This window comes from Thiolinea disciformis DSM 14473, from assembly GCF_000371925.1.
GTDB lineage: Bacteria > Pseudomonadota > Gammaproteobacteria > Thiotrichales > Thiotrichaceae > Thiolinea > Thiolinea disciformis.
Genome location: NZ_AQVE01000022.1, coordinates 53,124 through 72,839, shown reverse-complemented (window position 1 = coordinate 72,839; position 19,716 = coordinate 53,124). Strand labels below are relative to the sequence as shown.

At 44.4% G+C, this 19,716-nt stretch carries 22 protein-coding genes; 4 read left to right on the top strand and 18 right to left on the bottom strand.

Going from position 1 to position 19,716, the window contains the following annotated elements; translation table 11 throughout:
* From A3IE_RS23450 to A3IE_RS0115110, 7 genes are all read right to left on the bottom strand, one after another.
* On the bottom strand, window positions 1-172 hold a 172-nt coding region (locus A3IE_RS23450), incomplete at its 3' end, for an IS1/IS1595 family N-terminal zinc-binding domain-containing protein (RefSeq protein WP_020396472.1).
* Window positions 173-452: 280 nt separating this feature from the next.
* The gene (locus tag A3IE_RS0115135; RefSeq protein ID WP_020396471.1) at window positions 453-734 is read right to left on the bottom strand and encodes a hypothetical protein; all 282 of its coding nucleotides are present in this window, start codon (window positions 732-734) and stop codon (window positions 453-455) included.
* A 137-nt stretch (window positions 735-871) separates the two neighbouring features.
* The gene (locus tag A3IE_RS0115130; RefSeq protein ID WP_020396470.1) at window positions 872-2,266 is read right to left on the bottom strand and encodes a sensor histidine kinase; all 1,395 of its coding nucleotides are present in this window, start codon (window positions 2,264-2,266) and stop codon (window positions 872-874) included.
* Window positions 2,259-2,921 (bottom strand): response regulator transcription factor, encoded by a 663-nt coding sequence (locus A3IE_RS0115125; RefSeq protein ID WP_020396469.1) that lies wholly within the window; start codon window positions 2,919-2,921, stop codon window positions 2,259-2,261. Before A3IE_RS0115125 ends, A3IE_RS0115130 begins: the two co-directional genes overlap by 8 nt.
* Window positions 2,922-3,154: 233 nt before the next feature.
* Window positions 3,155-3,481, bottom strand: coding sequence for a heavy metal-binding domain-containing protein (locus A3IE_RS0115120; RefSeq protein WP_020396468.1), 327 nt, complete (start codon window positions 3,479-3,481; stop codon window positions 3,155-3,157).
* A gap of 94 nt (window positions 3,482-3,575) precedes the next feature.
* Window positions 3,576-4,970, bottom strand: coding sequence for a nicotinate phosphoribosyltransferase (locus tag A3IE_RS0115115; protein ID WP_020396467.1), 1,395 nt, complete (start codon window positions 4,968-4,970; stop codon window positions 3,576-3,578).
* Window positions 4,971-5,027: 57 nt separating this feature from the next.
* Window positions 5,028-6,086 (bottom strand): bifunctional nicotinamide-nucleotide adenylyltransferase/Nudix hydroxylase, encoded by a 1,059-nt coding sequence (locus A3IE_RS0115110; protein WP_020396466.1) that lies wholly within the window; start codon window positions 6,084-6,086, stop codon window positions 5,028-5,030.
* Window positions 6,087-6,256: 170 nt separating this feature from the next.
* On the opposite strand from A3IE_RS0115110, the gene ispG reads away from it, so the two are divergent.
* On the top strand, window positions 6,257-7,486 hold the full coding sequence (gene ispG / locus A3IE_RS0115105) for a flavodoxin-dependent (E)-4-hydroxy-3-methylbut-2-enyl-diphosphate synthase (protein ID WP_020396465.1): 1,230 nt from the start codon (window positions 6,257-6,259) through the stop codon (window positions 7,484-7,486).
* Window positions 7,487-7,544: 58 nt separating this feature from the next.
* On the opposite strand, the gene A3IE_RS0115100 is transcribed toward ispG, so the two are convergent.
* The 7 genes from A3IE_RS0115100 to A3IE_RS20895 form a co-directional block, all read right to left on the bottom strand.
* On the bottom strand, window positions 7,545-8,009 hold the full coding sequence (locus A3IE_RS0115100; protein ID WP_020396464.1) for a glycine zipper 2TM domain-containing protein: 465 nt from the start codon (window positions 8,007-8,009) through the stop codon (window positions 7,545-7,547).
* A gap of 137 nt (window positions 8,010-8,146) precedes the next feature.
* Entirely contained in the window at window positions 8,147-9,304 is a 1,158-nt protein-coding gene (locus A3IE_RS0115095; protein ID WP_020396463.1) for a vWA domain-containing protein, read from the bottom strand.
* Between the two features lie 135 nt (window positions 9,305-9,439).
* On the bottom strand, window positions 9,440-11,104 hold the full coding sequence (ubiB, locus tag A3IE_RS0115090; RefSeq protein WP_026154970.1) for a ubiquinone biosynthesis regulatory protein kinase UbiB: 1,665 nt from the start codon (window positions 11,102-11,104) through the stop codon (window positions 9,440-9,442).
* A gap of 34 nt (window positions 11,105-11,138) precedes the next feature.
* The gene (locus A3IE_RS0115085; protein WP_020396461.1) at window positions 11,139-11,699 is read right to left on the bottom strand and encodes a DUF2058 domain-containing protein; all 561 of its coding nucleotides are present in this window, start codon (window positions 11,697-11,699) and stop codon (window positions 11,139-11,141) included.
* A 13-nt stretch (window positions 11,700-11,712) separates the two neighbouring features.
* A complete protein-coding gene (locus A3IE_RS0115080; RefSeq protein WP_110721525.1) occupies window positions 11,713-12,342 on the bottom strand; it encodes a ubiquinone biosynthesis accessory factor UbiJ in 630 nt (209 codons plus the stop codon).
* Window positions 12,343-12,344: 2 nt separating this feature from the next.
* Window positions 12,345-12,956: an SCO family protein gene (locus A3IE_RS0115075; protein ID WP_020396459.1), complete on the bottom strand. Its 612-nt coding sequence runs from the start codon at window positions 12,954-12,956 to the stop codon at window positions 12,345-12,347.
* 5 nt (window positions 12,957-12,961) lie between these two features.
* The gene (locus tag A3IE_RS20895; protein WP_020396458.1) at window positions 12,962-13,501 is read right to left on the bottom strand and encodes a copper chaperone PCu(A)C; all 540 of its coding nucleotides are present in this window, start codon (window positions 13,499-13,501) and stop codon (window positions 12,962-12,964) included.
* A gap of 174 nt (window positions 13,502-13,675) precedes the next feature.
* Here A3IE_RS20895 and msrP point away from each other — a divergent pair, with 174 nt between their 5' ends.
* Both msrP and A3IE_RS0115060 read left to right on the top strand, forming a co-directional pair.
* Entirely contained in the window at window positions 13,676-14,584 is a 909-nt protein-coding gene (gene msrP / locus A3IE_RS0115065) for a protein-methionine-sulfoxide reductase catalytic subunit MsrP (RefSeq protein WP_020396457.1), read from the top strand.
* Complete coding sequence (locus tag A3IE_RS0115060; protein ID WP_020396456.1) at window positions 14,584-15,198, top strand: protein-methionine-sulfoxide reductase heme-binding subunit MsrQ; 615 nt, start codon at window positions 14,584-14,586, stop codon at window positions 15,196-15,198. The genes msrP and A3IE_RS0115060 overlap by 1 nt, the downstream gene beginning before the upstream one ends.
* Here A3IE_RS0115060 and ubiE read toward each other — a convergent pair.
* Window positions 15,188-15,940: a bifunctional demethylmenaquinone methyltransferase/2-methoxy-6-polyprenyl-1,4-benzoquinol methylase UbiE gene (ubiE, locus tag A3IE_RS0115055; RefSeq protein ID WP_342661882.1), complete on the bottom strand. Its 753-nt coding sequence runs from the start codon at window positions 15,938-15,940 to the stop codon at window positions 15,188-15,190. The two genes, A3IE_RS0115060 and ubiE, sit on opposite strands and share 11 nt — an antisense overlap.
* A gap of 67 nt (window positions 15,941-16,007) precedes the next feature.
* On the opposite strand from ubiE, the gene A3IE_RS0115050 reads away from it, so the two are divergent.
* The gene (locus tag A3IE_RS0115050; RefSeq protein ID WP_020396454.1) at window positions 16,008-17,216 is read left to right on the top strand and encodes a hypothetical protein; all 1,209 of its coding nucleotides are present in this window, start codon (window positions 16,008-16,010) and stop codon (window positions 17,214-17,216) included.
* A 10-nt stretch (window positions 17,217-17,226) separates the two neighbouring features.
* Here the strand turns inward: A3IE_RS0115050 and A3IE_RS0115045 are convergent, their stop codons facing one another.
* From A3IE_RS0115045 to A3IE_RS0115035, 3 genes are read right to left on the bottom strand one after another with little or no spacing between them, the layout of a single operon-like run.
* Window positions 17,227-17,535: a YqfO family protein gene (locus A3IE_RS0115045; protein WP_020396453.1), complete on the bottom strand. Its 309-nt coding sequence runs from the start codon at window positions 17,533-17,535 to the stop codon at window positions 17,227-17,229.
* Window positions 17,536-17,537: 2 nt separating this feature from the next.
* Window positions 17,538-18,422 (bottom strand): prepilin peptidase, encoded by an 885-nt coding sequence (locus tag A3IE_RS0115040; RefSeq protein ID WP_110721523.1) that lies wholly within the window; start codon window positions 18,420-18,422, stop codon window positions 17,538-17,540.
* 2 nt (window positions 18,423-18,424) lie between these two features.
* Window positions 18,425-19,651, bottom strand: coding sequence for a type II secretion system F family protein (locus A3IE_RS0115035; protein ID WP_020396451.1), 1,227 nt, complete (start codon window positions 19,649-19,651; stop codon window positions 18,425-18,427).
* Window positions 19,652-19,716: the final 65 nt, after the last annotated feature.

Here is a 19,716-nt window from a genome sequence, read left to right as displayed (position 1 = left end):
TCTCAACAATTTTTTCGGGAATACCGTCGCGGTTGCCCACATTATGATAGTAAAGTTGAAAACTACGTTGGCAATCACGGCAGCGGTAACGCGGTTCACCACTACGCGCATAGCCGTGTTTGTAAATCGATGCACTTTGACAGTAGCGGCAGTCGACTGGTACGGTGGCCATACACACCTCTTCCTCAGATCAAATGCCTTTAACGATAAAGCTCCATCAAAGCGTTTTCAACTCCCTTAAATCACGACCCTTTTATTTTTAACGCTCATACCAGTGTGGGGAATGTGTGCCGTTGCTGGTGTTCAGTTAAAAAGGGAGACTTCAAAGGCAATGACACGAGGAACTTGAAGCAATTTCAATGATGGGTCTATTGTATTATCTAGGTGAGTTTACTTGGCAGTATTTTTTCAAAAGGGGTGGTAGCTAATCTAACTACCAACCCCGCTAATATTTAAGATTTTTTCTCAGTGCTTGCTGTAGTAGTGGTAGTAGTTTTTTTCTGAGCTTTTTTATGCGCCTTCATTTTTTTGTGTGATTTAGCCTTTTTATGGTGCTTTACCTTTTTAACAGCTACTTTAGTAGTTGGTGTAGATGCATTTGTAGTGGCGGTTGTGGTTTCAGTAGTAACCATTTTAGTTTCAGTGGCATTAGTTGTTTTAGGCATATTCTCTGCTTGTGCCAAACCAACTGAAAATAAAGAGATCAATGCTAAAACAGGTAATAACTTTTTCATCTTGTCAGTTCCTATATTCAATTGCTACTAAGATAAATACGAAGTTGGATTTATCGTTGGACATCATCCGCTAGGGAATGTGCATAGTGTAAGAACGGAAAAGTTAAAACTAACTTAAAAAATTTTCAGCAAAATAATTAATTTTGGTTAATGTTTGGAAAGCACACTTTGACCCACAAGCCTTGAGTGTTGGGGTTGTCCATTAACTCAATAGAGGCTTGATAAAATTCAAGAATTTTTTTAATGATGGCTAATCCGAGACCAGAGCCAGTCGTGTTATCTCCAGCACAGCGATAGAAACGATCAAAGACACGCTCACGTTCTGTCGCTGCGATACCTTTACCTGTATCTATTAAATTGAATATGACGCTGTTCGTGGTTTGTTGGAGCTGCAGAGTAATAGAACCCTGTTTAGGTGTGTATTTAATAGCATTTACAATAAGATTTTTAAATAAAATATAAAAATCTTTTTCACGGCCAACTAAATAGACAGGTGTGGTAGGCAAGGGTTTATGAATAGTAAGCTGTTGTGTGATAAGTGTTGGCTCGTATTCTTCTAATATCTTATCAATTAAACTATTAATATCAATGGCAGTAAGTGGCTCAGCATTTAAATTAGTAAGTTCTTGATAAGCCAGTGTGAGCAATTGCTCAATAAGATGGGAGGTGCGGTTAATACGCTCATTCAGTTTAGTAAGTTGATTTTTAATGGGTTGTGCATCTTTGCTTCTCTCCATCAATTGAACTTGTAATTTAAGTGCAGTCAGTGGTGAACGTAATTCATGAGCTGCATCAGCAATTAAGGCTTGTTGTTTATTAATAGAATCACCTAGTCTCGCTAAAAGTTCATTAATAGCTCTATAAATAGGATGTAGTTCTTGGACAGTACAGTAATTAGAGGCTAGTGGCTGGAGCTTGCTAAAGTCACTATTGTCCAAGGTATTTGCAATTGCATGTAAGGGTTTTAGATTTGCTTTAACAATAAAGTGACTGGTAATCAGCATAATGGGGAATAATGCCAAAAAAGGAATAACTAGATTAATCGCTAAATTAAATGCCTTTTTATTCCTGACTTTCAATGGTTGCGCTATTTGTACAGAGATGTTTTTTCGATTTTCATTGAAAACTCTCCATTGTTCATTATTGTAGGTGATTGTTTTTAAGCCAGAATCCTTGTAAAGCGTTAATTCAATTTCTGCACTGGAGTTGTAAATAAGATTTCTATCTTTATCCCATGCTTGACCAATCATTTGATCATTTAATTTATCAGCCTCCAGATCAGCTTGTAACTGGCTATCAATAAGGGAGTCTGTATCAGTCGTAGGACTATTGTCAATTTCGATCTCCGATAAGTTATCTGCCAATAAATAGGCAGATTGCGTTAGATGATAGTCTGATAATTCATTCGCTTGAGAGAGTGCTATATAATAAATGGCACACCCAACAAAGCTTAGGGCAATAGTAATATTGATGGCTAGCCAAAATAATATTTTTTTCTGTAAGCTATTCGGGAGTGATAGGGGTTTAATCATCAGTGGCTACTTTATAACCCACGCCACGCACATTTTTAATATAATCATTGCCGAGTTTTTTGCGAAGCATATGAATATAAACCTCAACTGTATTACTTTCTATTTCATCACCCCATCCATATAGTTTTTCTTCTAAGGTTGCGCGTGACACCACTTTGCCCGGATTTTCTAATAGGGCTAATAAAAGGTTAAATTCACGGGCGGAAAGATGTAAGGCTTGATGGTGATAATGGGCTTCACGGGTGGCGGTATTTAATACTAAACCCGCGCTACTCCACTCAATTTGTTGATGTTGGGTTTTACGGCGTAACAGGGCACGGATGCGAGCTAATAATTCATCTAAATCGAAGGGTTTGATCAGATAATCATCCGCACCACTGTCTAAACCTTTAATTTTGTCGTAGGAGGTATCACGTGCCGTGAGCACTAATACCGAAGCATTACCGCCCTGTCTCCGGTAATCCGTTAGTACCGCTAGACCCGACTTGCGTGGCAGACTTAAGTCCAATAACACCAGATCATAGACGCCATTGGCAAGTGCTAGACTAGCGGCCTGCCCATCTTGCACCCAATCCACTGCATATTTTTCTTGGCGCAAACTTTCTTCAAGGTTTTCACCAATCATTTCATCATCTTCAACGACTAATAAGCGCATAGGGAGATTTCGGTCATTGTAATGCATCTAGTATAGCGAAACGTGGGGACTAGGCTAGGGATAGGGTATTTCACAACAGGGGCAAGCTAAGCAATACGTGAGGCCAGTGTTGTGGGTGCAATAAAATGCTTAAACCCACTAGGATCTGAGCGATGAATAACACAAGGATGCTAGTTTCGTGCGGGGTGATTTGCTACAAGGAAGCGCAACGACTACCTTGCAGCGTGAAGGGTTTAAACAATTTTGACCGCCGTGCCACTCGCACTGACCATCAACATACCACCACCACTACCTAGCGAGACATTCTCATAATCCAAGTCCACACCAATAATCGCATTTGCCCCCATTTCGCGGGCACGATCCTGCATTTCGGCTAAGGCAATTTCACGTGCTTTGGCTAATTCGCGTTCATAGGAAGCGGATCGGCCACCGACAATGTCCCGAATGCCCGCGAAAAAGTCTTTGAAGATATTCGCACCTAAAATCGCTTCGCCGGTTACAACGCCATAATATTGCGCAATGGTTTTGCCTTCGATATTGGGAGTGGTGGTCACTAGCATGTTGAATTCCTCAAGGTTATTTTTTCATTAAGGCTCAGTATAGAAGGAGCCTTCGCAAAGTGCTAATAACAAGGATGCGGATGATGGATAATCCTTATGGCCGAGTACGCGCACGCACGGTTTCAAAATCGTCATCAACCAATAATTTTCCATCACGGAAAACATGGCGTAATTGATTGTGGGCTTGGCCTAATTGCTCAATCGGTATAGTTTGCCAGCCATTTTCATCATGAATGACGGCTAAGCGTCCACGACGTGAGTTTTTGCCCGGATCAGTAATGGGTTGCTTATACACATCTTGCCATTGATTGCTAATACGAATCGCTGACGCTTTCATCGCAAAATTTAAGGTATCGCGATTCACTTTCTGCAATAAGCCTGCACCCATACCAAAAGCCACGTTTTCAGTAGAAAAACCGTGCTGTTTAATATGCTCAAGAATGATGCCCATCGAATCAAGATTGACACCGTCTCCTTGAATCACGCGTACACAATCAGCTAAGACTTTATAGCCTTTTTGATTGAGTCGTCCGCCGAATTGGGCATATAAGCGCTCCAAGACTTCTACTACAACCGTTTTGGGATCACCCGAATCAGGACGAATCACCACCGTTGCACCGCTATCAATCACTTGTTGGCGTAATTGCTCGCCCCATAATTCTGATACCGCACGATAGATGTCATAAGAGTCTGATACCACGGCCAGCACCTTGTTGGGTTTGGCAAATTGCTTGAGCATATTGGCATAAGCATCCACTTCGCGCGCTCGTCCCCACGAGGTAATGGTGGAGTGTTCAGCCGCAGGGATTGAATACGCGGCCATTGCTGCGCCGTAATAACGCTTTGCGGCGAGGAGAGCGGCTACTGTGTCCGTACCCATGAAATTGACTAAATGTGCCATGCCACCTAAGGCAGCGGTTTCTTGGGAAGAAACGCCACGTGCTCCAAAGTCGTGTAATTTAAAAGCTAATTGGCTGGCAGGATCGTCACAGGTTTTTTCTAAATAAGCCTGAATAATTTGCTTGGCCTTCCACGAGATCGTCGCCACCGTACTGGGGTACCAGACCGCGCGCAATAAGGCGGTTTCCAAATAGGAGGGCAGCCAATAAGTATGAGGATCGGCATTATGAATTTGTACCAAGGCGGTTCCGGTGGGGACGATGACTCCCTCGGGGAGAGCGCTAATCGTGACGGGTAAGAAACCTAAATGTTCTTCCAGAATCCATTCCCAGCCAGCCCGATTAAAAGGCTCGCCATGCGCTAGAAAAATCGCTTCTGCCTCATCAATTTGTTCACGCGTAATCGGGCGTAGCAAATATTCTTTGATAAAAGCTTGTAAACCAAAGAACAACACTTGATCAAATTGTGGGTTTTTACGGGCCTCAATATAGGATGAGACAATTTCACTATTGGGTGGGTACTGTAAAAAATGGCTAGCTTTATAACTGTCGGTGTTGAGAATTAAATTATTAAAAATGGCGGTGAACATGGAAATCCTCCTGTGTTCGATAATAGTAACTAGCAGTCTATCCGCTAGCGTAGTGGTTTAGCCAATCAGGCTTTTAATAATATGAAAATGGTCTTCAAACATTAGCTCAGGGTTTAACTCGCTCAAGGGCAGCCAGAAGGCACAGCGCGCATCATCGCCACCCTTGACTTTCGGTAAGCCATTCGCGTCCGGCTTGAGTTCAATCAAATAGCCGTGCGTAATCGTGCGGCCACGCGATGAACGGTAGGGCGAGTCAAATACTTCCGCACGTGTAATAGAGCCTGCCAACACTGGTGCGGGTACTTTAATACGCGTTTCTTCACGTAATTCGCGAATCACCGCATCACGCAACTTTTCTTGGCTATTTAAAAAGCCACCGGGGAGCGCTAATTGACCAATACCAGGGCGGGCACGTCGTTCCACCAATAAAACATGACCGGATTGCACCACCACGGCATCCACCGTGACAAAGGTTGGCGGGTAGGGCGCACCTGCCCAACCACTCTGATAATCCTTAATGAATTGCCATTCTGCCACTACTTCACGGTAATCTTGGGTAGTTTGAAACGTCTTGAGTAAGTGTAAAACCGCGTGTGGCACATCCTCAGTGGGTAATTGGCCTTCCAAAAAATAGGCAGTACGCAAAGGGGTAGAGGATAAGCCTTTTACCTCAGGCGCAGTCACTGACTCCCATTGTGGAAATAAGGAAAGATAATAGGAGGTATGATCTTTGGCATAACCAATTAAACCGACACGCGGTGTTTCGCGCCCAATCGGTGGAGGATAGCTACTCACTACACCATTTACACTTTGTTGTACCCGCGTTACCCAATTACGATCATTATAAAGTTCGTCTATCAGGGGGAGGGTAGTAATGCGTTTGCGCTCTGCCTCATTAAACGATTGCAAAACTTGCTGTTCGCGTTCCGCGAAATGCCAAGGATTACGAATGGTGCGTGGTTGATGGCTGGAGCCGATCAAAACAATAACATGGTTAGCTTGCTGAAGCGCTTGCTGAATAACCGCTTGGTGACCGAGATGAAAGGGCTGAAAACGCCCAATAAATACTAAAAAATCAAAGGTTTGATCAGGACTTGAAGCATCAGAGCTGGACATGATTCAGTAAACTCCTTACCGAAATGAATACTAAAGTCTATCTTTAGTTGGGGAAATAATAGAACCTTCACCTCCGGTAAGTCAATGTTCAGCAAGGGCACTCGACTCAATGGCTGCGAATTGACGATGAATTGTTTATGCTAGGCTTTTGAAAATTTGTAGAAGGTTCTATGTCTAGCCAAGCATTACCCCAACGTCATCGCACAGTCGCCGTGCGCATTGGTTCTGTGACCGTGGGTGGCAATGCACCAATGGTGGTGCAATCCATGACCAATACCGATACAGCGGATGCGATACGTACTGCTGCTCAATGTGCTGAATTAGCACGTGCGGGTTCAGAGTTGGTACGTATAACCGTCAATACGCAAGAAGCTGCCGCTGCCGTGCCAGAGATTCGCGAGCGCTTGGATAACATGGACTGCCATGTGCCTTTGATAGGTGATTTTCACTTTAATGGCCACAAATTATTGGCCGCTGTGCCGGAGTGCGCACAAGCCTTGGCTAAGTATCGGATTAATCCGGGGAATGTAGGGCGCGGTAAAAAGCGCGATGAGCAATTCGCCCAGATGATTGAATTTGCGTGTCGTTATCATAAACCGGTGCGTATTGGAGTGAACTGGGGGTCGTTGGATCAGGAGTTATTAGCCCGTAAGTTGGATGAAAATGCGCGGCTGGCCCAACCTTTAGAACTTTATGATGTTATGCACGAGGCACTGTTAGAATCGGCCTTAAGTAGTGCGGCCAAGGCCGAAGAATATGGTTTAGCGCATGATCAGATTATTTTGTCCTGTAAGTTAAGTGAAGTACAAGGGTTGGTTCGTGCTTATCGCGATCTGGCTAAGCGTTGTGACTATCCTTTACACTTGGGCTTGACCGAAGCAGGCATGGGTAGCAAAGGTATTGTGTACTCGACCGCGGCTTTATCCATCCTGTTACAAGAGGGGATCGGTGACACCATCCGGATTTCATTGACGCCTGAGCCACATGCCAAACGTGAAAAAGAAGTGATTGTCGCTCAAGAAATTTTGCAAGCCTTAGGTTTACGTTCCTTTACCCCACAAGTCATTGCCTGCCCGGGTTGTGGGCGTACTTCCAGCGATTATTTCCAGCGTTTAGCTGAGCAAATTCAAAACTGGTTGCGTGAGCAAATGCCAATTTGGCGCGATCAATATCAAGGTGTAGAGGCGATGTCTGTGGCGGTGATGGGCTGTGTAGTAAATGGGCCTGGTGAAAGTAAACACGCTAATATTGGCATTAGCTTGCCCGGAAGTGGAGAAGTGCCTGTTGCACCAGTGTATGAAAATGGCGAAAAAACTGTAACGCTAAAAGGCAATCATATCGCTACCGAATTTCAGGTATTGGTCGAAGCCTACGTACAGCGCACTTATGGAAAAGTCTAAAGGATTTAGGTAAGCCGGAAAACAACGATGCTCCGGCTAGCCCTATTACGGAATGCGATTAGCTTGCATCTTGCCATTGACCATTAGGGCCACGGCAGGCGCGCATTTGTACTTGTTGTGGACGGCCATCAATCATGGCAGTCACAGTCGCTGGACGGCAAACAGTTTGATAGCCTTGATAATTCATCGGTTGAGCTGGGCCTGGTGTTGCTGTATAGCTGTAACCGGTGTTCGGGTTTTGCCAGCTCACCGGACGGCCAGATTGTAAGGAATTACCTAAATATTGTTGGTCTTGTGCGTCAAACATAGCGCCGTATTGTGCCCCTAGATAGCTACCAACCATCGTGCCTAATACAGTCATAGCTACTTTGCCGTCGCCTTTACCAAATTGATGGCCTGCAACACCACCCATCACTGCTCCCATCATGGAGCCAGCTTGTTCGTTGTTTGGGGGTGTACAAGCAGCTAATAAACTAGATATAACTACGATAGCCGCTATTGGATAAGTATTTTTTTTGATCATTAGAAAAACTCCGGATATTTAATTTAGGGTGGATTCCACCATTGTTGTTCAGGTAGCGGCTCGAACACGCTACCTGCCGGCAGAACTATCCTTTTTTTTTGACCCTAGAGCAAGAGACAAGTTCAGCAATAAGCTTATTAATTAGTGAATTCAAAGGTATGGCTAACTTCGCCATTGGCGCTAACCTGCAACTCTGCTTCCTTTTCTTTATTATTGACTGTTGCTTTCAAGCGAAATTTACCCACAGGTAGACGTACTTGATAAGCTTCCTGCAAGACTTGGCTATTAATGAATTTGCCGCTGGATGAATAGATAGAATAACTGGCTTGTAAAGGTTGCCCAGATTGACCTAAAGCTTTGGCGCTAATGAGGCCCGTTGCGCCTACATTAAAGGTATAGCTGGTGGTTTCACCTTTTTTAATGGTGATGTTTTCGGATTGCTCGTAATTTTGCCAGATGGCTTTGATGCGATAGTTGCCGGGACGCAAATATTCAACGACTTGATTGCGCCCTGTAAAGGTAGCAATATGTTGATTTTTGGGTGTGTAAATAGAGTAAGTCGCACGCAATGGATCGCCTAGGCTGTCGGCTTGAATCGACATTTCAATTCGGCCAGGAACATTTGGATCTATAACACTGGAAGCACTGCCTGCTTTCGAATTAGGCAATCCACTTTGGACGCCCGCGAGCATGGTTTTTAAGCGTTCTGCATCACGCGCATAGACGAAAGCGCCACGTCCATTTTCTGCAATACATTCCAATTCTGCTTCTTTGGCCTCACGAAATCCCATCACATCAATACGCAATTGCGGTTTCTGGGCGGTGAGTTTGGCCGCGATTTCGCAAGGATTGGCATCACAACTCTCTTGGCCATCACTGACTAATAAAATGTGTCCGCCTTCTTCAGGTAAAACGGAGGCAGCTTTTTCTAAGGCTGCTCCAATCGGGGAGCGTCCATTAGGATTCAGGCGATACACTTCTTTGAGAAGAGTAATTTTGTCGTAGTTTTGCGGTTCAACGCTAATCTTGACGTCATTACAGCCTTTTTTGCCATATACCAATAAACCAAACTTGATATTAGGATTGGAATGCTCAATCAGGGTGCGCAAACTGTCACGCGCGGTAACAATTTTATTCACGCCATCAATTTGCCCCCACATGCTATTGGAGCCATCCAAAATAATAATCGTGTTCTGCGCGCTGGGTGGAGGTATCGTGGTCGGTGGCGTTGTGTCCGCTGCAATCAGAGGGAAGCTGAGTAAAGCTAGCAGCGATGTGAGTATAAAGCGCATCATAGTGGGGTCTTCATTTGAGTATTGGGTTTATGATGGATTGAAACTATAGGCTATAGCGCGCTATTTTGGGAAATATTTCAGGGTCTTGGAGTCTTTTTTGTGATAGAAGGATTCTACGTGGCATTAGACTTAACCTTAATTGGCACGCTTGAATAAGCTGTAGGTCAGTAAGGCTAGTCCCACCCCCCCTAATAACCAACTTAGCAAAGAAATATGCCAGAACATTCCCATGCCACTCCAAGCAATGGTAAAGCTAGCAGTGATGAGTAGTGCGCCGCCAGCGATGGAAAAGCGTGTATGGCGTTGCGCTTGGCGGATTTCTTGGCGCAGTAGGTCGATTTGTTGCGATTCCCAATGAAGTTTTAGGCGTTGCTCATCGGCCTGTTTTAAGACATCGTGAATAAGGTTTGGTACAAAGGGCATGGTTTCAACCATTTTGGGAATATTGACTTTAATATTAGTTAATAACGCCCGAACGCCCACTTGCTCATCCATCCAGTGTTGTAAAAAAGGTTTAGCCGTCGCCCATAAATCTAAGTCGGGATAGAGTTGGCGACCTAAGCCCTCAATATTCAACAGGGTTTTTTGCAATAAAACCAATTGTGGCTGTACTTCCATTTCGAAGCGACGCGCCGTCTGAAATAAACGCATTAGGAAAAGGCCAAACGAAATATCTTTCAAGGGTAGGTTAAAAATAGGTTCGCAGACGGTGCGAATCGCTGATTCAAATTCATCAATGCGTGTCCCTGCGGCTACCCAGCCAGATTCGACATGCAATTCGGCTACACGCTTGTAATCGCGATTGAAGAAAGCGTAAAAATTTTCAGCTAAATAACGTTTATCCTCGGGCGACAAAGAGCCCACAATGCCGTAGTCCACCGCCATATAGCGTGGATTCTTGGGATCAGTGGCGTCGACGAAAATATTTCCCGGATGCATATCGGCATGGAAAAAATTATGTTTAAACACTTGGGTGAAAAAGATTTCAACGCCTAATTCCCCTAAGCGTTGGAAGTTGACATTCAGTTCACGTAGTTTCGCTATATCGCCAACAGGAATACCATAAATACGTTCCATCACCATGACATTGGTATGGGTATATTTCCAATAAACGCTGGGGATATAAAGGCGCGGATCATTTTCGAAATTACGTTTGGTTTGGCTCGCATTAGCGGCTTCACGCACCAAATCTAATTCTTCAATAATATTTTTTTCGTATTCGTGGACGACTTCAATAGGATGTAAACGCCGCGCTTCTTTCCAATAACGTTCTAATAAACGCGCGATGGTATACATAAGCTCAATATCTTGGCGTATGGTTTTTTCAATCTCAGGGCGCAATACTTTAACGACGACTTCTTTACCATCTTTTAAGCGTGCTGCATGAACCTGTGCTACTGAAGCCGAGGCCAAAGCTTGAGTTTCAAAATATTCAAAGACTTCATTTAGTGGTTTGCCCAATGCTTTTTCAACTAAAAGGCGCGATTGTTCGCCGGAAAACGGGGGAACACGATCTTGTAAGCGGGTAAATTCAACGGCAATATCCGGTGGCAATAAATCGCGTCGCGTTGAGAGCATTTGTCCGAATTTGATGAAAATAGGGCCCAGCTCTTCTAAGGCTTCGCGCAAACGTTGACCTCGCGGGCCATAGTTTTGAGTTTTCCAATTCCAAGGTAATAAGCGATAAACGAAGGCTAAGGGACGTAAAAAGGCAATATTGAATAAAAGCTCATCTAATCCGTGGCGAATAAAGACACGGATAATCGTCCACAAGCGCATGGCTCGAGTTAGGAATTTCATAGGGCAGGGCTAGAAAGTCATAAAACGCGGCAGTTTACCACATAAGATCGTCGGGGATTTTATAGTCTGCATAAGGATCGTCTTCCGGCGTTGTGGGTGAGCTGGAAATATTTTGTACTAAGACGCAACTAGGATCGCGTTGAGCGATTTTTTCCGCCACTGCTTTAGGGACTAATTCATAAGTCTCGCCGAAACGCACCAAGGCAATCATGCCATGAGCTAATTGATCTTGTAGTGTATCGGTGACATAAATGTTTTTGATTTTATTAGCATCAGCAAACTGATAAGAAATTTCACCTTTAGCACGATTGATTTTGTTCATGTCAATCAATTGGCGAATTTGCGCCTGAATCGCATGTTGCTCGGCTTGCTCACGTTGTACGCGATTTAATTCACGGGAGCGCTCAGCTTGGGCTTGGCGCGCTTTATCCGCCAGCACTTTAGCCTCGTCTACTAGCACCTCGCCAGTACGCTGCGCTGTTTTTTGGGCTTTTGCGGTTTTTTGATGCTCCTTTTTGCGTAGTTCTTGCTCGGCCTTAGCGGCTTTATCTTTATCAATCAAGCCTGCTTTAAGTAACTGATCTTTTAATGACATGATAAATCCTTGGCTAAGTGTTTACTGACGAAGGTTTTTCGAGCAGCCTAATCCGTGCTTCGAGCCTATCAACCGCCATGCGTATCTGGTCTACTGCTTCTAAAAAGGGGCGTAATTCGGCGTCTGGCAGAGTAATGCGGGTTTCTTCCTGTAAATATTCTTGCAGGTTCAGGCGCATCGCGTTGGCTGAATCGGTGAGCCAGTGCTGGGTTTGGCGTACTTGCTTGCCGACTTGATGGGCGAGAGAGTCACCCACCGCGCGCGATAATAATTCTTCCCAATCAATATCGACTTCGCGCAGAATTTCACTAAAACGCATACCCAAACCACTATCGCCATCCACACGAACTTGATTGGCTAACATAGCCTGACCAGCATCCGTTGAGCGCATCACGCGTAGTAGGGCTAGAACGCTTCCATGAATCGTGACATCCGGTTCAGCATCGTAGTGGGTGCTGACCGTTACTGCTTGATTAGTGGGTAGAAAATACAATGTAATGCTAGGTTCGCGCAATTTTAGACAAATTAATTTGCCTTGTAAGGACGTTAAGTGGCTTCGTGCGGTGCCATAGGTTTTAGCATCTAAGCTCAGCCAAGTATTAAAAGCGCTTTCTATGCCTTGAGAGATTAGGGTTTGTAGCATCGTCATTCCCCTGATAGGGCTGCTTGAATGGCGTCGGTGAGTTGCTCTGGTGTCATATCGTGTGGCATGACTTTCAATAATTTGCCCTTCTTATCAATCAGATAGGTACGCGATGTGTGATCCACTAAATAACCTAAGGCTGAGTTGCTTTTCACTTTGGCGTAAAAAGCACCATATTGGCGTGTTACGGCACTGACTTGCTCATTAGTACCACTTAAACCAATGAAGCTTGGATTAAAATGTTGGGCGTATTTCATGAGTTTCTCGCCATCTACGGAATCACGGTCTGAGTCAACACTAATAAAAATAGGTTGAACTTGCGCCATTTGCTCAGGTGTAAGCGCTTTTAAGCCCAGACTAATCACACCCAAGGTAGTTGGGCAAACATCAGGGCAAGAGGTATAACCAAAATACATCACCACTAATTTGCCACTAAAATCGCTTAACTTATAAGTTTTTCCACCATTGTATAAGCTAAATTCACCGCCCAAGCTGGAGGAGCTAAGGTCTGGTGTCGCTGGAGTTTGCAAACTTTGGCTAACTTTAGCAGCGGTAAACCAACCTGCTGCAAACAACGCCAACATCGCTAAGCCAATCAGAATATTCTTTTTCATGGCAGTTACTGCATCATGTCCATGACAGGCGCTTCGACGGCTTTTTCACTGCCATCCGCAAATTTTAGTGTAATGGTTTGCGTACTGTCGGCTGCCAAATCATCTTTGAGATTGATTAGCATAATATGAAAGCCACCCGGCTTTAGTTCAGTACTGCCGTGCGCGGGAATAGCGATTTTCTCAATTTTTTGCATCTTCATCACACCGTCTTGCATAGAGGATTCGTGTAACTCGGTTACACCCGCTACTTCGGATTCGGCAGCGACTAAACTTTGCGGCTTGTCACTATCATTTTTTAGCACCATAAAGGCCCCCGTGACGGTTTGCCCCTCCGATGTGACGCGAATACGCGCATTTTCTACGCTAATGGCGGTTGCAGCTTCACCTGTACTTGGCGTTTTTGCGGCGTTAGCTGAGTCGGATTCAACCAACTGTACCGCAGGTACTTCACTGGTATTAGCGGTGGCTTCATCCTTACAAGCCGTCAAACCAAGGCTAGTGGCGGTGAGTAAAGCTGACCAGAGTAATACAGCAGGCAATTTCATAAATCTCTCCATAATGCAAAACATCCAATATTATAAAAGTTTTTACGCGGAACTGACGGGGTATTTTCTCAATCTTAGATGAACTTATCGTAATGCTAGTTTGAGTCAGCCTTGTGGCATGATTCACAAATTGGATGAGATTTTTAGGCTTATAGTCTTGAGAGGGCTAATACCATGTTGATTAAACGGGCTAACGATTTACGCGATCATGATGTGACAGACTATGCGCTTTATCAAAAGCGCCGTGAGTTTTTAAAGCTCCTAGGCGGGGCAACGTTGCTGAGTACTAGCTCACCAAGCCGCGCTGGATTATTTTCCAACGATAACAATGATGAAATTACGCCGTTTAGCGATGCCAGTAGTTATAATAATTTTTATGAATTTGGTTCCAGTAAATCGGATCCTAAACGGTTTGCGCAAAGCCTAAAAATTAAACCTTGGTCTGTGACAGTCGATGGGGCTTGCGCTAAAGCTGGTACTTACAATCTTGAGGATTTACTCGGTCCACAAACTATTGAAGAGCGTATTTATCGTTTGCGCTGTGTGGAGGGTTGGTCAATGGTGATTCCGTGGAATGGCTTCCCATTAGCGAACTTGTTGAAGCGTTTTGAACCAAGCTCCAAGGCTAAATTTGTCCGATTTGAAACCCTTTCTGATCCTGCTCAAATGCCACAACTCAAGGATGAACTATTGCCTTGGCCTTATGTGGAGGGTTTAAGAATGGATGAGGCCATGCATCCATTAACCTTAATTGCCACCGGCATGTATGGTAAGCATCTGCCGAAACAAAATGGCGCGCCCCTACGTCTGGTGGTGCCATGGAAATACGGCTTCAAAAGTATTAAATCAATCGTACGGATTAGCTTTGTTGAACAAGCGCCGCGCACGATTTGGCAAAAAGTTGCTGCAGATGAGTATGGTTTTTACGCAAATGTGAATCCTGCCGTTTCACATAAACGTTGGAGTCAGAAAAAAGAACGGCGTCTTGGGGAGTTTTTTAAGCGCGATACTCAAGCATTCAATGGCTATGCTGAGCAAGTAGCTAGTTTATATAAGGGCATGGACTTAAGGGTTAATTTCTAATGCTGATTTCAGATGAATCATTTAGTCGCTTCATCAAGCCCTTAGTATTTGCTGTGAGTTTACTACCTGTTTTGGCATTAATAATGGGATTAATCCATGATAATTTAGGCGCGAATCCAGTAGAAAGCCTGATTCGTAATACAGGTGATTGGGCTTTGCGCTTTTTACTAATTACCTTAGCCATTTCACCATTAAGACGTCGATTAGCGTGGGTGCAAGCTTTAAAATTGCGGCGTATGTTTGGCCTATTCTCATTCTTTTATGCAAGCCTGCATGTTTTATTGTATACCGTATTAGATCAAGCATTAGATTGGGAGGAGGTCGTTCAAGATATTCTGGAGCGTCCATTTATTTTAATGGGCTTCCTAGCATTTTTATTCATGCTCCCTTTAGCAATCACTTCAACACGCGCTATGATGCGGCGGCTTGGTGCAAAGTGGAAAAAACTACACCAATTAATTTATCTGATTATTATATTAGCACTGCTGCATTTTTGGTGGATGAAAGACGCCAAAGCTGATATTAGCGAACCTTTGTGGTATGCCGCATTAGCCACTCTATTATTAGGCGAGCGTGTCTTCAATGTTTGGCAGAGCAGGGCTACTAGAGTTTAAAACCTTTATGAAGTGCCACGATACCGCCACTTAAATTATCGTAACTCACGCGTTCAAAACCAGCCGTTTCCATCATGGTCTTTAAGGTTTCCTGATCAGGATGCATACGAATTGATTCTGCCAAATAGCGATAACTGTCAGCATCATTCGCAATCAACTTTCCCATGAGCGGGAGAAATTTAAAAGAGTATTGATCGTAAATGGGTGCAAGGCCGGGAATCACTGGTTTGGAAAATTCTAATACCAGTAAGCGGCCAGCAGGTTTTAAAACACGAAATATAGAGCGCAGTGCAGAGTCTTTATCGGTTACGTTACGTAAGCCAAATGCCATCGTAATGATATCAAAACTATTATCGGCAAAAGGTAGGCATTCGGCATTGGCTTGAACATATTCTACATTTCCAGCAATCCCTTCATCAGTTAAACGGCGACGTCCATTTTCAAGCATGGAGCCATTAATATCCGAAAGAACTACTTTACCATTTACGCCAACAATACGCGCAAACTTAGCTGCTAAATCGCCTGTCCCTCCAGCAAGATCAAGAATCTGCTGTCCACGTTTTGCGCCTGCAGCCTCAATGGTATAACGCTTCCATAATCGGTGAATGCCGAATGACATTACATCGTTCATTACATCGTACTTATCGGCTACTGAGTGAAATACCTCGGCAACTCGACTAGCTTTTTCCTGAACGGGAACTTGCTGATAACCAAAATGGGTCGTTCGTTCCTGATTCATCACTGGGCAATCCTGAAAAATTTGGGAACCCCAGTTTATCAGGTAAGAAGCTTTTCATGGAGAAAATTCAATGAAAAAAGTGATGATCGGTGTAGGCCTAGGATTGGCCGCCGCGTCCCAAGCGCCTGCTTGGGCAGGGCAAATGGAAGGCCCACAACCTACTCAAGGCGGTTATAATTATAATTATGATAACGAATCGAATTACCAAGAATACTCAGGCTCAGGTAATCCTTATGGCAGACCTCAGATGCGTCACGGTAGCCATAGTCGTGGTCAGGGCAAAATTTCATTGGGTATTGCGTTCCAACCGGTGATTTCACAAGCTGTACCAGCAGTACATCAGCCCGCACCTGTTTATCGTCCTGCACCTGTCTACCGTCCAACGCCGCAAACGCAAGTGGTGCGTCGCGTGATCGTACAAAAGCCGGTTGTAGTACAACGCCCCGTGGTTACAAATGTGGGTTATAGTAACTGTGCACCGGTTGTCCAAGCTAATCCTTGTGTTAGAACCGTTCAAACCTTCAAACCACGCCCTAATAAACAAGCTTACTATCAACAATTAGCGATTCAAAAGCAGCGTCAACTAGCCGCACGTCGTCAAGCCGCCGCTGCTCAGCAACAAGCAGCCTTACAGCAACAGCGTCAACGTGCAGCTCAACAACGTGCTCTTGCCGCTCAATACCAATTGGCGATTCAAAAGCAGCGTCAGTTAGCAGCGCAACGTCAAGCTGTTGCAGCACAATTGGCTTTACAAAAACAACGTCAATTAGCAGCTATGCGTAAAGCGGCGGCGGCCAAGAAATTGGCGGCTTTACAAAAACAACGCCAACAAGCTGTGCGTATCGTTGCGCCGCGCCCTGTATGTCCGCCTGCAAAGCAATTTTCTGTCAGTGGCCCTGCAACCGTTATCATTGGTAAACCACAAAGTGGTGGTTATCAACGTGGTTCTTGTGTGCGCACTACACGCGTCACTAAGACTATTGTAACAACAGTCATCAAACGCCGTGTTACTCGCCCTGCAGTCTTAGTGAGCCAGCCAGCACCTTCTTTTACGGTCTATCAGCCTGCCCCTGAGTTTTGGATGGGCGGTGGTGAAGGTCGTGATTATTCTAATAACGGCAAACATCATGGCGGCCACGGTGGTGGTCATTATGGCGGAGGACATGGAGGTGGTCACGGTGGTAATCCGGGTGGTGGTCATGGAGGCGGCCACGGTGGCAATCCGGGAGGTGTTCATGGCGGTATGCCTAATGCAGCACCTGGATCTATTAAAGGTTAGAAGTTAAGCGTTAAGTTATAAGTTGTATAACATGATAAGCGGGTTCTTCATAAGGATGGCTTTGTTTTAGGGCTTCAATAGCAGCTTTAAGATAAGAATCAGCGCAGACAAGTTCTACACGATACTCGGCTACTTGTTCCACTTGATTGAGTTGACCAATAAAAGCTTGGCTTCCCGCAAGTGCTCGGAATTGCCCAGTGCCTAAACATTCCCAGGCGCATTGATCATAATGACCAATGCGTCCGGCGCCTGTCGCGAAAATAGCTTGCTTAACCTGTTCGCGGTGTGTTGCTGGAACATAAAAAACGATTTGGTACATGCTTAAGACGGCATAAAAAAAGTTTGACTCAATCGCAGAATGGCATCATGCCACACTAAGGCAACAAGGCCCCCCATGGCAAGCCAAGGGCCAAATGGCATGGGTAGGCTTTTTTCACGGCCTTTTACTAGCATCCACATGATACCAAATAAAGCACCAAAAGCAGACGAGGCAAAAATAACAAATGGTAGGATTTGCCATCCACCCCAAGCACCAATAGCGGCTAATAATTTGAAATCACCAAAGCCCATCCCTTCTTTACCTGTGATGAGCTTGAATAATTGGTAAATACTCCAAAGCGACATATAGCCTGCTACAGCGCCAATAACACTATTTTCTAAACTAACGAAAGTGCTATTCAAATTAACCAGAATACCCGCCCATAATAAAGGATAGGTTAGGCTATCAGGCAAGAGCATGGTTTTTGCGTCGATCATAAAAAGAGCAACCAAAATCCATGTAAAAGGTAGCAACACCAGAGTTTCTTGAGTGAAACCATAACGCCAAGCCACGATTAGGGATAATAAGGCTGTCGTTAGTTCAACTAGCGGATATTGGGCTGAGATAGGGGTTTTACAGCCAGAGCATTTTCCACCTAACACCAAGTAGCTAATAATAGGAATATTTTCTATAGCTGTGATTTGGTGACCACACTGAGGACACTGTGAGCGCGGGATGACTAGATTAAAGCGGCTATTATCGCTAGGCACAGCAGGTGCATCGTCACCACTTAAAAACTCTAGACATTCTTGTTTCCATTCACGCTCCATCATAATGGGTAGGCGATGAATGACAACATTTAAAAAACTACCGACTAAAAGTGAGAATAAACCCACAACGGCTAGTAACCACAGCGTGCTAGTACTTAGTAAGTTAACAATTTCCATCATTACACAACCGAGCCCATCTTAAAGATTGGCAGGTACATCGCAATAACCAAGCCCCCCACTAATACCCCAAGCACTGCCATAATTAAAGGTTCAATTTGCTTAGAGAGAGAGTCCACTAAATCATCGACCTGTTCTTCATAATAATCAGCCGCTCTACCCAGCATTTCCTCTAAACGTCCTGACTCTTCACCGATACGGGTCATTTGTAAGACCATATTGGGGAATACTTGTGTGGTTTGCATCGCCATATTCAGTTGTAAACCTTGTGATGTATCTTGCTTGATACGCATGATCGCATCATAGTATAAAATATTACCAGCACTACCAGCTACTGAGTCCATGGCTTCTACAATGGGTACACCAGCTGCAAACATCGTTGAGGAGGTGCGACAAAAACGCGCAATAGCCGACATGTTTAAAATATTACCAATCACTGGAAGTTTTAAAGTCGCCCTATCGACAAAGTTGTGAAAAGCTTTGGACGTTCTTTTGGCATACATAAAGCTATAGCCAATCGCAGTCATGCCCATGAGTGGTTGCCACCATGAAGCTTGTAGCCATTCGGATAAGTTAATAACCATCTGCGTAAAAGCAGGCAGTTCCGCGCCAAACCCTGCGAAAACATCTTTAAATTGTGGGATAACGAAAATCAACATAATCGCCGAAACGACCAATGCGGCAACTACTACAATGATAGGGTACATGACCGCTTTTTTGATTTTACCTTTCAGGGCTTCGGATTTTTCTTTATAGGTGGCTACTTTATCTAGCATAGTCTCTAAGGTACCCGCTTGCTCACCAGCCTTGACGAGATTAACAAATAAGCGATCAAAGTATTTGGGATGTTTACCTAGAGCGCTACCAAAGCTAGCACCTGCTTCAATTTCTGCCACAACCTTTTTTATTAAATCACTCATGGCGACATTGCCACCGCCATTACCGACCATTTGTAACGACTGTACCATAGGCACGCCAGAACGCATCATGGTCGTCATTTGGCGCGCAAAGTGGGCAATATCGGCGGGTTTAATAGCGGGTTTAAATAAGGGGCGGGCTTTTTTGACAACACGGCCGGGGTTAATACCTTGCTTACGTAAAGAGGCACGTAAGCGCATAATATCAGACGCTTGGCTTTCACCCTTTACCTTAACGCCATTCTTATTCACACCTTCCCAAACGAAGGTATGGCTCGGTGGTAAATTAGCTGAGGAGTTTATTTTAGCCATTATTCTTAATAGAGCCTAAATTTTTATAATTTATACTGGCTATCTTAGCAGTCTTTTAGACTAAA

Bases quoted from the DNA above. Each gene is read 5' to 3' on its own strand.
- A3IE_RS0115060 (WP_020396456.1), top strand. From the start codon at position 14,584: ATGCTGATTTCAGATGAATCATTTAGTCGCTTCATCAAGCCCTTAGTA.
- A3IE_RS0115095 (WP_020396463.1), bottom strand. From the start codon at position 9,304: ATGATGCGCTTTATACTCACATCGCTGCTAGCTTTACTCAGCTTCCCT.
- msrP (WP_020396457.1), top strand. From the start codon at position 13,676: ATGTTGATTAAACGGGCTAACGATTTACGCGATCATGATGTGACAGAC.
- ubiB (WP_026154970.1), bottom strand. From the start codon at position 11,104: ATGAAATTCCTAACTCGAGCCATGCGCTTGTGGACGATTATCCGTGTC.
- A3IE_RS0115110 (WP_020396466.1), bottom strand. From the start codon at position 6,086: ATGTCCAGCTCTGATGCTTCAAGTCCTGATCAAACCTTTGATTTTTTA.
- A3IE_RS0115035 (WP_020396451.1), bottom strand. From the start codon at position 19,651: ATGGCTAAAATAAACTCCTCAGCTAATTTACCACCGAGCCATACCTTC.
- A3IE_RS20895 (WP_020396458.1), bottom strand. From the start codon at position 13,501: ATGAAATTGCCTGCTGTATTACTCTGGTCAGCTTTACTCACCGCCACT.
- A3IE_RS0115130 (WP_020396470.1), bottom strand. From the start codon at position 2,266: ATGATTAAACCCCTATCACTCCCGAATAGCTTACAGAAAAAAATATTA.
- A3IE_RS0115100 (WP_020396464.1), bottom strand. From the start codon at position 8,009: ATGATCAAAAAAAATACTTATCCAATAGCGGCTATCGTAGTTATATCT.
- A3IE_RS0115075 (WP_020396459.1), bottom strand. From the start codon at position 12,956: ATGAAAAAGAATATTCTGATTGGCTTAGCGATGTTGGCGTTGTTTGCA.
- A3IE_RS0115135 (WP_020396471.1), bottom strand. From the start codon at position 734: ATGAAAAAGTTATTACCTGTTTTAGCATTGATCTCTTTATTTTCAGTT.
- A3IE_RS0115125 (WP_020396469.1), bottom strand. From the start codon at position 2,921: ATGCGCTTATTAGTCGTTGAAGATGATGAAATGATTGGTGAAAACCTT.
- A3IE_RS0115085 (WP_020396461.1), bottom strand. From the start codon at position 11,699: ATGTCATTAAAAGATCAGTTACTTAAAGCAGGCTTGATTGATAAAGAT.
- A3IE_RS0115050 (WP_020396454.1), top strand. From the start codon at position 16,008: ATGAAAAAAGTGATGATCGGTGTAGGCCTAGGATTGGCCGCCGCGTCC.
- A3IE_RS0115120 (WP_020396468.1), bottom strand. From the start codon at position 3,481: ATGCTAGTGACCACCACTCCCAATATCGAAGGCAAAACCATTGCGCAA.
- A3IE_RS0115045 (WP_020396453.1), bottom strand. From the start codon at position 17,535: ATGTACCAAATCGTTTTTTATGTTCCAGCAACACACCGCGAACAGGTT.
- ispG (WP_020396465.1), top strand. From the start codon at position 6,257: ATGTCTAGCCAAGCATTACCCCAACGTCATCGCACAGTCGCCGTGCGC.
- A3IE_RS0115040 (WP_110721523.1), bottom strand. From the start codon at position 18,422: ATGGAAATTGTTAACTTACTAAGTACTAGCACGCTGTGGTTACTAGCC.
- A3IE_RS0115080 (WP_110721525.1), bottom strand. From the start codon at position 12,342: ATGCTACAAACCCTAATCTCTCAAGGCATAGAAAGCGCTTTTAATACT.
- A3IE_RS0115115 (WP_020396467.1), bottom strand. From the start codon at position 4,970: ATGTTCACCGCCATTTTTAATAATTTAATTCTCAACACCGACAGTTAT.